This is a genomic window from Streptomyces sp. NPDC101191, assembly GCF_044767915.1.
Lineage (GTDB): Bacteria > Actinomycetota > Actinomycetes > Streptomycetales > Streptomycetaceae > Streptomyces.
The window spans coordinates 174,787-186,333 of sequence record NZ_JBIWOU010000011.1 but is presented as its reverse complement, the minus strand read 5'-3'; the positions used below and the strand labels follow the sequence as shown (position 1 = coordinate 186,333).

Below are 11,547 nucleotides of genomic sequence, written 5' to 3'. Positions count from 1 at the left end.
TGGGGAGCGGGCGGGGTGCCGTTTCAGCGCCGGTCGAGCAGGGCGTCGACCGCCGCCACCGTCTGCTTGGTGTTCTCGGCCGGGGAGAGGGTCCGCAGCGGCGCGGAGAGGACCTCCACCGACAGGTCGACGTCGGGCCGCTTGCGTTCGACCTCGCCCAGCAGCCGCAGCAGGTCGAAGCTGCCCGTGCCGGGCAGCAGCCGGCCGTCCGCGGAGTCCTCCATGAGGGACACCTGCGGTTCGGCGACGCCGTCGCAGAGTTCGAGTCCGGTGATGTGCCGTCCTTCCAGCCGGTCGAGGGCGGCGAAGCCGTCCGGGTCCCGGAAGAAGTGCCAGGCGTCGATCTCGACGCCGCCGTTGGGCCGGTCGGCGTCGAGGACGACCTGCGCCGCGTCGGCGTAGCCGAAGTACGGGAAGGCCGCGACGGGTTCGAGGGCGATGCGCAGGCCGTGCTCGGCCGCACGGTCGCACAGGACGGCGAACCGCTCGGCCAGCGTCTCCAGCGGCGGCCGGTCGCCCGCCTGCAGGAACACCGCGGACGCCTTCAGCCGGCCGATGCCGAACTCGTCGGCCAGGGCGAACATCGACTCCGCCATCGGCCGGGAGGCGTCGGCGTCGTCGCGGGTGCCCCACCACCAGGTCAGCACCTCGAGTTCGCCGATGCGCAGGCCGTGGGTGGCGAGGACGTCACGGACCCAGTCGGCGGAGTGCTCGGCGACGAGCTGGGTGAGTTCCTGGGCGTCGAAGCCGATGCCGGTGGAACCGGCGGCGGCGACGGCGGCGGCCCGCTCGGGGAAGGGGTGGACGGCGGGCTGCCCCCAGGCCGATCCGGTCAGATGGTGGTGGGCGAAGAAGAGCCGGCCCGCGCGCAGCCGGTCCACGTGTGCGTCCACTCGGTCGTCCACTCGCTCGTCCAATCGTCGGCGGAGGGGCCGCGGCGCCGGTCGAGTCCGGCGCGGGGGCGCGGGGCGGAGGGACCTGTCCCGGCCTCGGTCATTCAGCCACCCGGCCGATCGGGGGCGCCAGCGGACCGGACCCCAGATCAGTGGAACCGGCCCCCCTAAGACGCCCCGGCCGGGGTCCTGTCGGCGCCGTGGGGCCCTAGCCTCGTCGCCGAACCCGGTGCTCAGGTGGATGTGTCACCGAGGCCTCCGCGATGCAGCCGGTCCGGGCCCGGACGGGCTCTCCTCGATTCGATCTCCGCTCGGACTGGCCACGCCGGCCAGCTCCCTCAACGCCCGAAAGGCGTGGCATGACGACACTGAAGAACGAGAACGTCAGCGCACTGCTCGACCGCCTCTACGAGGACGAGAAGGTCAAGGACGCGGACCCCATCCAGAAGCTGATCGCCGACGGGCGGCCGCCGGAGCAGATCGGGCACGAGGCCCTCAACGAGATGTTCGAGGACGCCTATCTGCCGGTCCACCGGGACATCGGCAACCTGATGTACCTGCTGTGCCGGAACCGCAACGTGCGTACGGCGGTCGAGTTCGGCACCTCGTTCGCGGTGTCGACGATCTACCTGGCGGCCGGTGTGAAGGACAACGGCGGCGGCAAGGTGATCGGTACCGAGGTGATGCCGTCCAAGATCGAGGTCGCCAACCGCAACATCGCGGAGGCCGGGCTCACCGAGTACGTGGAGATCCGCGAGGGCGACGCGCTGAAGACGCTGGCCGACCTCAAGGGTCCCATCGACCTGCTGCTCCTCGACGCGTGGAAGGACGACAACCTCACCGTCCTGAAGATGCTGGAGCCGGTGCTGGCCCCGAACGCGCTGGTGCTGGGCGACGACGTGAACCTCGCGCGCTGGCTGTGGGAGCCGTACCTGGAGCACGTCAACGGTCCCGACTACGCCACGGTCGAGCTGCCCATCGGCGACGGTCTGGTGCTGTCCACGCGTCTGTCCTGAACGTCCTGAGCAGACCCGGGCGCCCCCGCCGGATTCCGGCGGGGGCGCCCGCGCCCTGGTGCGGGTGTCAGCCTCCTCCACTCCCGCCGGAATCCGGCGGGGCGTGACAGCTCCTCGCGCGGTATCCGCACCCGGCCGGCGCAGCCCGGGCGGCGTCTGCTGCGCCATGCGGGTGGCGTCCGCCGGAAGTACCGGTCCTCCGCAGCCGCGGTGCCGAAGGCCTCACGAGCCCTCGGCCACCCCGGTCCAGGGGCCCGACGAAGGAGTGAACATGCGCAACCGCACGCTGACCGCCGTGTCCGCGGCTGTTCTGGCCGCCCTGTGCGCGGCGCCCGCACTGGCCGCGTCCGGCGCCGCACCGCAGACGCTGCCCGCCAAGCAGCACAGGGCCCTGCACGCGATCGGCCTGACCGGCGACCAGCGTCTCGTCGAGTTCGACGTGAACAAGCCGGGCAGGACCTGGTCGCTGGGCGAGGTCTCCGGGCTGTCCGGCGACACCAGGCTCGTCGGGATCGACTTCCGCGTCCAGAACGAGAAGCTGTACGGCGTCGGCGACAAGGGCGGCGTCTACACCCTGAACACCACCAATGCCAGGGCCATGAAGGTCTCCCAGCTGACCGTCGCGCCGGCGGGCACCGCGTTCGGCGTGGACTTCAACCCCGCCGCCAACCGGCTCCGGGTCATCTCCGACACCGGACAGAACCTGCGCCACAACATCGACGACCCGGCCGCCCCGCTGACCACCACCGTCGACGGCACCCTCACCAACCCCACGATGCCGCCGTCGACCGCCATGGGCGTCACCGGCGCCGCCTACACCAACAACGACCTGAGCTCCGCGACCGCGACCACCCTGTTCGACCTGGACACGGTGGCCGACCGAATCTCCCTGCAGTCCCCCGCCAACGCCGGCACCCTCGCGCCCACCGGCAGCCTCGGCGTGGACGCCGCCCTGGACGCCGGCTTCGACATCTACTACAACGCCGCTACCGGCATGAATCACGGCTTCGCCGCCATCGGAAGCGGCGGTTCCTACCGTCTGTACGCCGTTGACGTACTGACGGGCAAGGCCGTCGGCAAGGGTGCCTTCCCCACCAAGTACCAGGTCACCGACCTGGCCCTGCCCGTCAACCAGAGGTAGCCCGCCCTCGAGCGCCCGGGCCCGCGCCCGGGGACCGTCGCGCGGGCCCGCGTCCGCGCCGTGCGCGGGCGGACTGTGGCCATGCCGCCGGCCCCGTCCCTCTTCACGGAAGAGGAACGGGGCCGGCGGCCGTTGCCGCTGCGGGCGCGCGGTGTTACTTCGGCATGAGGACGGTGTCGACGATGTAGACGTTGGCGTTGGCGGTCCTGACGTTGCCGCAGACGACCTTGGAGGTGTCGTTGACGGTGTAGTCCTCGCCGGAGCCCTTGGTGGTGATCATGCCCTTCTGGAGGGTCTCGAAGCTGCCGTTCTCCAGCTGCTTGGGGGTGAGCTTCCGGCCGACGACGTGGTAGGTGAGGATCTTGGTGAGCGTGGCCTTGTCGGCGAGGACCTTGTCCAGGTCCGCCTTCGGGATCTTCGCGAAGGCGTCGTTGGTGGGCGCGAACACGGTGATGTTCTCGGCGTTGTTGAGGGTGTCCACGAGTCCGGCCTGCTTGACCGCGGTGACCAGGGTCGACAGGGCGGGGTTGTGGGACGCGGCGGTGGCGACGGGGTCCTTGGCCATGCCGTCGAAGGAGCCCGCGCCCTCCTTCGGTACGCCCGCGCAGGCCGGGCCGAAGGGCTGGTCACCGGTCATGGCCTCCTCGGTGGGCGTCGCGCTGGTCTGTGCCTCGTCGCCCGCCGCGTTCGAGGGTGCACCCTTGGTGTCGCTGTCGGAGTCCGAGCACGCCGCGAGGGAGAGGGGCAGCAGGGCTGCTGCTGCGACGGCGATGGCGGTGCGGCGGATCTTCATGCTGCTCACGATCGATTGCTCCTTGCAAAGGGCTTTTTCTACGGGGGAGTTGACCTGGATGGCTCAGTGCCCGGGCACGCGTGTCCGGGGTCTATGTGACGGTGACGAAGACGCTGTGGCGGCCGCTCGCTCCGTCGGGGATGGTCCGGGTGCGCTGTTCGGTCTGGACCTGGCCGGTGCCGTCGGTGGCGCGGACCGTGATGGTGTGTCCGCCGGGGGTGGAATTCCAGCGGTAGGACCACTGGCGCCACGTGTCGATGCCTGCCTGTGCGGCGAGGTCGGCGTCCCGCCACGGCCCGTCGTCCACGCGGATCTGGACGCGTGTGATGCCGCGGTGCTGGGCCCAGGCGACGCCGGCGATGACGACCGGGCCGGCGGGCGGGCGGGCGAAGGGCTTGGGGGTGTCGATGCGGGACTGCGTCTTGATCGGCGCCCTTCGGGCCCACTTTCGTTTCACCCAGTACGGGTCGTAGGCATCGAAGGTGGTCAGCTCGATGTCGGTGATCCACTTGCAGGCCGACACGTAGCCGTACAGCCCGGGGACGAGCATCCGTACGGGGAAGCCGTGATCGAAGGGGAGCGGTTCGCCGTTCATGCCGACCGCGAGCATCGCGTCCCGGCCGTCCATCACGTCCTCGACCGGGGAACCGAGGGTCATGCCGTCCACGGAGCGGGCCACCAGCTGATCGGCCTTCCCCCCGCGTGACGGCGGGATGACGCCGGCATCCTTCAGCAGGTCGGCGAGGGGGACGCCCAGCCAGCGGGCGGAACCGATGTACGGGCCGCCGACCTCGTTGGAGACACAGGTCAGGGTGATGTCGCGTTCGATGAGCGGGCGCGCCAAGAGCTGGTCGAGGGTGTAGGTGAGGGGTCGGGTGACCCCTTTGCCGTGGATACGGAGCCGCCAGGTTCCGGCGTCGACCTTGGGCACGGTCAGGGCGGTGTCGACGCGGTAGAAGTCGGAGTTCGGAGTGGTGAAGGCGGTGATGCCGGGGACCTTCAGCTGGACGCCGACCGGGACGGCGGGCGCCGGAGAGGCAGGCTCGGGCAGAACAAGGCTCTCGCGGGAGGCGACGGCTCCCTGGCCTTGCCGGCCGGTGAAGAACCTGCCTAGTGCCCCGGCCGAGGTCGCCACCACGGCTGTCACGCCGGCCGCGGTAAGGAAGCCACGCCGGCTCCATCCGCCCGCGGCGTTCTCCCCGCCGGCGCCGGACGGGGCGGGGGCCCGTGCGGCTTTCGCCGCAAGGAGGTAGAGGGCGAGTGCTCCGGCAAGTGCTCCGGCGGCAGAGGGGAGTACGTCGCCGATGCCGGTGGAGTCGGGGCGGCCGAGGGCGGCTACCGCTCCGATGACCCCGAAGAGCAGCACGCCTGCGGCTCCTGCTCGCCGATGTGACAGGGCCAGGATGCCCAGGGCGAGGGCGACGAGGGCGAGAACCGAGAGGATCCCGAGCTGCAGGACGGTCTTGTCGTTCTCTCCGAAGGTGCGGATCGCGAAATCCTTCACCGGGGCCGGTGTGCGGTCGATCACCGCTCCGCCCACGACGGTCACCGGCCCTGCGGCAGGACGCACCAGTCCGGCCACCAGTTCGGCAGAGGCCAGCGCCGTGAAGGCGGCCAGAAGCCCGGCGAGGGCACCGGTGGCGGCGCGGACGAGTTTGCTGCGGAAGCTGCTCACACCTGGCGTTCGGCAGCCCCCGCCCGGCGGATTGGTACGACCTTCGAAAGAGTGAAACCGGGCGCTCGCGCTGCCGTCAGGTCGCCGCGGCAGCGGCGCGTGCGGGGTCCGGAGCGTGCGGGGTCCGGAGCGTGCGGGGTCCGGAGCGTGCGGGGGCAGGCCGGCGCGGGGGCAGGCCGGCGCGGGGGCGGTCACCGGGAAGGCGGCTGGAAATCGTCGGTGCTGCGGGTGGCTGTGCCGACGGCCACCCGCAGCAGACCCGCCCGGCCCGGGGACACGCTCAGCGCGTGTCGGGCCGGAGGGTCACCGGTCCGCACCGCCCCGTCCTGGCGGGGCGGACCGGGGCTCTTGCCCGCGGCGGTCGGTCAGGCGTTGACGCAGGTGTTGCCGAAGGACGGGTTCAGCAGGCCGATGACGCTGACGGTGTTGCCACAGGCGTTGACCGGGATGTGGACGGGCACCTGGATGAGGTTGCCCGAGCCGACCCCCGGCGAGTACGCGGCCACGCCCTGCGCGCCCGCGTCGGCGGACGCCACCGAGCCTCCGGCCACCACGACCGCGCCGGCGGCCAGTGCCACGGCCAGACCTCGTCGTACACGCACCATGTCTTGCACCTTCCGTGAGGATGACGGCCGTGCGGAAGTCCCGCCCGGCCCGTGAGGATCTCCCTCGAACGTCTTCGGGAGCCCCTCACTCGTGGTCTTCGCGACCGTTCTCCCGCCGGTTTGGCGCCGGCGCTCCACTTCGCTCGAACGGGTTACCCGAAGGTGGTGCCGGTGACGAAGAGCCCTCCCATCCGCAGGGCCGTCCGCTACGAAGAACGGGCGACACACGAACAGATTCCCCACAGCGGACCGTCTCCGGGGACGGTCCGGCACCACACGAGCGACCACACAAGGAGCGGCATGCGATGGACGCCCCGCCCCCCGACGGCCTCCCCAGGCCGTCCCTTCGCCTTCTCCCCACGACCGGAGCGGCAAAGGTGAACCAACCGATCCCCTTCGGCACCGGCCGTCCCGCCGAGGCCAACGACCTCAGCGACGTCATGCAGCGGGTCGCCCACGGCGACAAGCAGGCGTTCTCCGCCCTCTACGACGCCCTCGCCCCCCTGGTCTTCGGCATCGTGCTCAAAGTCGTTCGCGACCGGGCACAGTCGGAGGAGGTCGCCCAGGAGGTCATGATCGATCTCTGGCGCCAGGCCGCCCGGTACCGGCCCGATGCCGGCTCCGTCAGAACGTGGGCGGCAACCATCGCCCACCGCCGGGCCGTCGACCGGGTCCGCTCCGCCCAGGCCGCCACGGACCGCGAGCACGCCCAGGCCGCCCGCGAGCACGCCACCGCCTTCGACGAGGTCGCCGAACAGGTCGAAACCCGGCTGGAGTCCGAACAGGTGAGACGCTGCCTGCGCGGCCTGACCGAGCTCCAGCGCCAGGCCGTGACCCTGGCCTACTACCAGGGCCTGACCTACCGTGAAGTCGCCGAAGCCCTGCGCACGCCTCTTCCCACCATCAAGACACGCATGCGCGACGGGCTCATCCGGCTCCGCGACTGCATGGGGGTGACCACATGAACCACCACGCCACCGACGCCCACACCCTCGTCGCCGCCTATGCCCTGGGCGCACTCGACGACGACGAGCGCAAGGACTTCGACGCCCACCTCCGGACGTGTGAGGCATGCCGGCAGGAAGCAGCCGAGTTCGAGGCCACCACGGCCCGCCTCGCCGCGGCGGTCTCCCAGAATCCCCCGGCCGCGGCCAAGACACAGGTCATGGCTGCCATCGACGGCGTACGCCAGCTGCCCCCGCGCGTCCCCGCCCCCAGCGTGACGCCCGCGCTCGGTGGCTTCCTCCGCCGACGCGCGGTGCCTTGGGCGCTCGCCGCCAGCGTGGCCGCCGCCGTGCTGGGAGGCGTCGCGGTCTGGCAGACGCAGAACGGACAGGAGCTCGAACAGCAGGCCCGACAGGCCCGGCAGCAGCTCGACGCGGTCGGTTCCGTCCTGGCGGCGCCGGATGCCCGGACCGTTCACGGCAAGGCCGCCAATGGGGCTCTGACGACCGTCGTGACCTCCGACCAGCAGGACAAGGCCGTCTTCACCGCCGCCAACCTGCCCGCGCCCGGTGCCGGGAAGACCTACCAGCTGTGGCTCGACCACGACGGCACCATGCGCCCGGCCGGACTGATCGACCACGACGGCACCGTGATCCTCGCCGGGAACCCCGCCGACGCGGGCGCCGTCGGCCTCACCCTCGAACCCACCGGAGGCTCGCCCCGGCCCACCACCGACCCCCTGCTCCTGATGGCCCTTCCCGCCTGACCGGATACCCGCACCGAACACTCTCCGCCGGCCACGGTCCGTGTACACCGCGTACGCCGCCCGTACCAGCGGCTTCCTTCCTCGACCGGCCCGCCGGTACGCTCCACGGCCTGGGAGGTGGCACGTGCCCACGTCAGCAGCGAACGCGCATCGGGTACCACGACCGGCTCTGGTGCCCGTCTTCACCGGACCGCCGCCTTCTCAGGCGAAGGCGGCGGTCCTCGTCCTGCACGGCGGCCGGGCGGACGACCTGGGGCCACTGCCGCCGGTGAACCTGCCCGCGTGGCGGATGCGGCCCTTCGCCGGCGCGATCGCGCGCACCACGGCACACGACGGAGTCCTCGTCGCCCACGTCCGCTACCGTTACCGCGGCTGGAACGGCCCTCACGCTCATCCGGTCGCCGACACGCGCAGGGCCCTGGACGAACTGCGGGCGCTCACCGGCTCCGTGCCCGTCGTCCTGGTCGGCCACTCTCTCGGAGGACGGGCCGCGCTGCGCGCCGCGGCCGACCCCGGCGTCAGGGGAGTCGTCGCACTCGCCCCCTGGTGTCCCCCGGGCGAGCCGGCGGTACACCTGCACGACCGTACGGTCGTCGCGCTCCACGACGAGGCCGACAGGGTCACGTCCGCCGCGGATACCTGGGCCTTCCTCACCCGCGCCCGCACGGCAGGGGCCCGCGTCGCAGGCATCGCGATGCCCAGAGGTGGCCACGCCATGATGCGTGACGCCCGCCAGTGGCACCGCTTCACAGCGGAAGCGGCGGCGGCTCTCCTCGGACTCGCTCCCTTCCCCGGAGCCCCGACGGACAGCACGGAAGTGTTCGCCCGCTCCGACGGCCCTGGAAACCGTCTCTGACTCCCGTCCGCCGTGCCGGACGACCCGACTGCTGACGGATCACCCGCGCACTCCGGGAGGACGAAACCCCCGCCCCCCTCCCCGCAGGGCGAGGTGTGCCCGGTGCGCTCGTGGCTCAGGTCTTGATGGAGATGATGCCGAGGGGTTCGGTGGTCGGCTGGGCGGAGCCGTCGGCGGGTTCGACGGTGATACCGACGGCGACCGCGTTGCCCAGGGGCCCGTCGAGGACACGTGTCGCCTGGTCGTCGTTGTCGTCCAGAAGGCCTGCGGGACGCAGGTCGCCGGTCTTGTCGGCGTACCAGAGTTCGTACGCTCTGTCTCTCGGCAGCGTGGGGAGGTCGCGGGCGGTGAACGCGGCCCGGGCCTGCTCGCGGGAGACGACGACGGCTGCCTTGGCTCCGCCGGCGAGTGCACCGGCGTGCACGGTGGCGTCGGGGGCGGTGACGATGTCCGCGAAGGTGCTGCTCGCGGTGCGGGCCTGCTCCTGGGCCCGTGCCGCCTGGGCACGTGCCTGTTCGGCGTCCGCGTGCTCCCGGGCGGCGACGGCACCGAGCGTGGCCGCCGCCACGATGCTCGCGGCGAGCGCGAGACGCAGGCCGGTCCGGCCGCGCGAGCTGCCACCGGGCCGGGCGGTGGGACTGCGCCGGTCCTGCGGCGTACGGGAGACCTGCTCCATGATGCGCGCGCGCAGCCCCTCGGGTACCGGGGCGGTCTCGGCGGAGGCGAGCCGGGCGGTGGTCCTTTCGAACTCGGCGACGTCCTGGCGGCAGCTCTCGCAGCCGGCGAGATGATTCTCGAAGGCGGCTTCCTCCGCGGGTGGCAGAGCGTGCAGGACGTATGCCGCGGCGCCGAGGTGGGGATCTTCCGGCGTGGTCATGATCCGGCCTCCAGGCAGGCACGCAGCTGTTCGAGGCCCTTACGCATGCGGGACTTCACCGTTCCCTCGGGGGTGGACAGGGAGCGTGCCACCTCGAGGTAGGTCATCCCCTGGTAGTAGGCGAGCACCAGGGGCACACGCTGGAGGCGTCCCAGGGCCGCCAGGCATTGGTGGACACGGCGCCGTTCGTCGCTGCTTTCGACGGTCTCGACGACCTGGTCGAAGTCCCGGTCGGGCGACAGCATCCCGGCACGTACTTCGCGGTCCTTGCTCGCCTGGATGGTACGCACCCGGTCCACGGCGCGCCGGTGGGTGAGGGTGAGCACCCACGCCTTCGCCGTTCCGAGGTCGGGCCGGAAGCGGTCTGCTGTCCGCCATACCTCGATCATGACATCCTGCGTGACTTCTTCCGCCTGGCTGGCGTCCCGCAGGATCCGGCAGGCAAGCCCCATCACCGGCTGGGCCAGTGCGTCGTAGACGTGGGCGAACGCCTCCCGGTCGCCGTCGGCCGCCCGGAGCAGGAGTGCGTCGAGAGGGGGGTTCGGTTCGGATGGGTGCGGCAACGGTCGTCCCCCGTCATCGTGCCTCGGTCGGTCGGTCGCCCGGCCGCGCGACGGAGTAGCCCTGCTCGGGCGGCGCGACTCGTTCGACTCTGCCGTCTTCGGCGGGGTCGTGCAGCGTGGCCGCTCCGGCCGGGTGAGTCCGGGGTCGGGGCCGGAGGTCGTCACGTGGGCCGTCGGCGGTCGTGTGCCGGTGCGCGGACCCGCAGGGCGACGTGCACGGTCTTGCCGCCGATACGAGGAACGACCCTCAGGGAGTCTCCCAGGTAGCGCATGATCTCCAGGCCGAATCCGCCCCGCTGAGCGCCACCCGCGGGACGGTGGACGTCGGGCATGTCCTCGCTGTGGTCGCTGACCGCGATGTCCAGGAAACCGCCGTGCCCGGCCAGGGTCAGGAGGCACGGGCCGCGGGTGTGACGGACGGCGTTGGTGACGAGCTCGGACACGATCAGGACGGCGTCGGCCGTCCGGGTGCACTCGGTCGCTTCCAGCCATCCGGCCGCGATACGGCGGGCGGCAGCCGGGCTTTGCAGCCCCCAGGGAAGAGCCACGACAAGGCACGTGGCGCTGGGCGTCAAGGGTGGTGCGGTGACGGTCATGACCGCTCCCTGGAGGCGAGGGGTTCCTGTGTGAGGGATTCGTAGCCGCTCCGACCACGGATGACGGATCGGTCATGGGGGGGCGACCCTGATGAGGATGTTTTCCGGCGCTCCTTCATCTGCCGGCGGGGCGGCTACGAATCCCTCATGACCCCGCACGGCGAAGCAGCCGTTCGAACCGCACGGCGTGTGCTCGACGTGCTCCGACAGTCGATCAATCGAGGGAGGTGCGTCCGATGACCGCGTCCATGCGCGCCCGTCGTCTGGTGGCAACCGCCGCGGCGGCGGGACTGCTGGCCGGCGGCGCCGCGCTCGGCATGTCCGGCACGGCCACCGCGGCACCCGCGCCCACATCCGTCTCGACCGTCGTGGCTGGTGACCGTCACGACCACCACGACCGGTGCGAGTGGAAGAAGGGGCACTGGGAGAAGAAGTGGGTGAAGGGCCACTGGGAGAAGAAGTGGACCCACCACAAGACGTGGCACCCGGGCTATCACGACAGGCACGGCGACTGGCACCGGGGCTACTGGAGCCACGAGCACTCCTACAAGTGGGTCTATGTGCCCGCCCACTGGGAGCACTACTGGGTGAAGGGCCACTGGGACTGCCACCACCGGTGAACAGCTGCTACCCCTGAGGATCAGGCCCCTAGGCCTGGTCCTCGGTCCCGTCCGCGAGCGGCCGGCAGGACGTCATCCCCGTTGATGCCGGTGGCGAAGCCGAGGCGCAGGGCCGGAGAACGTCCGACGCTGCTTCAAGCGTCTCCGGACGCGATCGCGCGGCTCACGCGGTACCGACCGCGCGGGCACGACACGCAGGAC

13 protein-coding genes are annotated in these 11,547 nt (G+C 71.6%); 6 read left to right on the top strand and 7 right to left on the bottom strand.

The features are described from left to right. Positions 1-23: 23 nt before the first annotated feature. Positions 24-893 carry a sugar phosphate isomerase/epimerase family protein gene (locus ACIRQF_RS33745; RefSeq protein WP_404098230.1) on the bottom strand — a complete coding sequence of 290 codons (870 nt, stop codon included), beginning with the start codon at positions 891-893 and terminating at the stop codon, positions 24-26. Positions 894-1,252: 359 nt separating this feature from the next. On the opposite strand from ACIRQF_RS33745, the gene ACIRQF_RS33740 reads away from it, so the two are divergent. Together ACIRQF_RS33740 and ACIRQF_RS33735 are read left to right on the top strand one after the other, a co-directional pair. Next, on the top strand, positions 1,253-1,909 hold the full coding sequence (locus ACIRQF_RS33740; protein ID WP_404098227.1) for an O-methyltransferase: 657 nt from the start codon (positions 1,253-1,255) through the stop codon (positions 1,907-1,909). Positions 1,910-2,180: 271 nt separating this feature from the next. Continuing rightward, positions 2,181-3,050 (top strand): DUF4394 domain-containing protein, encoded by an 870-nt coding sequence (locus ACIRQF_RS33735; protein ID WP_404098224.1) that lies wholly within the window; start codon positions 2,181-2,183, stop codon positions 3,048-3,050. A 154-nt stretch (positions 3,051-3,204) separates the two neighbouring features. Here the strand turns inward: ACIRQF_RS33735 and ACIRQF_RS33730 are convergent, their stop codons facing one another. The 3 genes from ACIRQF_RS33730 to ACIRQF_RS33720 form a co-directional block, all read right to left on the bottom strand. Continuing rightward, positions 3,205-3,843 (bottom strand): fasciclin domain-containing protein, encoded by a 639-nt coding sequence (locus tag ACIRQF_RS33730; RefSeq protein WP_404098308.1) that lies wholly within the window; start codon positions 3,841-3,843, stop codon positions 3,205-3,207. Between the two features lie 91 nt (positions 3,844-3,934). After that, on the bottom strand, positions 3,935-5,518 hold the full coding sequence (locus ACIRQF_RS33725) for a molybdopterin-dependent oxidoreductase (protein WP_404098221.1): 1,584 nt from the start codon (positions 5,516-5,518) through the stop codon (positions 3,935-3,937). Positions 5,519-5,883: 365 nt separating this feature from the next. Then, the gene (locus ACIRQF_RS33720; protein WP_306311021.1) at positions 5,884-6,123 is read right to left on the bottom strand and encodes a chaplin; all 240 of its coding nucleotides are present in this window, start codon (positions 6,121-6,123) and stop codon (positions 5,884-5,886) included. 377 nt (positions 6,124-6,500) lie between these two features. Here ACIRQF_RS33720 and sigK (ACIRQF_RS33715) point away from each other — a divergent pair, with 377 nt between their 5' ends. From sigK (ACIRQF_RS33715) to ACIRQF_RS33705, 3 genes are all read left to right on the top strand, one after another. Continuing rightward, positions 6,501-7,088, top strand: a complete 588-nt coding sequence (sigK, locus tag ACIRQF_RS33715) for an ECF RNA polymerase sigma factor SigK (protein WP_376633465.1) — start codon at positions 6,501-6,503, stop codon at positions 7,086-7,088. Next, the gene (locus ACIRQF_RS33710; protein WP_382480965.1) at positions 7,085-7,834 is read left to right on the top strand and encodes an anti-sigma factor domain-containing protein; all 750 of its coding nucleotides are present in this window, start codon (positions 7,085-7,087) and stop codon (positions 7,832-7,834) included. Before sigK (ACIRQF_RS33715) ends, ACIRQF_RS33710 begins: the two co-directional genes overlap by 4 nt. Before the next feature lie 172 nt (positions 7,835-8,006). After that, positions 8,007-8,690, top strand: coding sequence for an alpha/beta fold hydrolase (locus ACIRQF_RS33705; RefSeq protein ID WP_404098216.1), 684 nt, complete (start codon positions 8,007-8,009; stop codon positions 8,688-8,690). Positions 8,691-8,805: 115 nt separating this feature from the next. On the opposite strand, the gene ACIRQF_RS33700 is transcribed toward ACIRQF_RS33705, so the two are convergent. The 3 genes from ACIRQF_RS33700 to ACIRQF_RS33690 all read right to left on the bottom strand — a co-directional run bounded on the left by ACIRQF_RS33700 (position 8,806) and on the right by ACIRQF_RS33690 (position 10,678). After that, on the bottom strand, positions 8,806-9,567 hold the full coding sequence (locus tag ACIRQF_RS33700; protein ID WP_404098213.1) for an anti-sigma factor domain-containing protein: 762 nt from the start codon (positions 9,565-9,567) through the stop codon (positions 8,806-8,808). Next, positions 9,564-10,130: an ECF RNA polymerase sigma factor SigK gene (sigK, locus tag ACIRQF_RS33695; protein ID WP_376633473.1), complete on the bottom strand. Its 567-nt coding sequence runs from the start codon at positions 10,128-10,130 to the stop codon at positions 9,564-9,566. The genes ACIRQF_RS33700 and sigK (ACIRQF_RS33695) overlap by 4 nt, the downstream gene beginning before the upstream one ends. Positions 10,131-10,291: 161 nt before the next feature. Then, positions 10,292-10,678 carry an ATP-binding protein gene (locus ACIRQF_RS33690; protein WP_404098208.1) on the bottom strand — a complete coding sequence of 129 codons (387 nt, stop codon included), beginning with the start codon at positions 10,676-10,678 and terminating at the stop codon, positions 10,292-10,294. A gap of 284 nt (positions 10,679-10,962) precedes the next feature. Here ACIRQF_RS33690 and ACIRQF_RS33685 point away from each other — a divergent pair, with 284 nt between their 5' ends. Continuing rightward, positions 10,963-11,346, top strand: coding sequence for a hypothetical protein (locus ACIRQF_RS33685; protein WP_376633477.1), 384 nt, complete (start codon positions 10,963-10,965; stop codon positions 11,344-11,346). Positions 11,347-11,547: the final 201 nt, after the last annotated feature.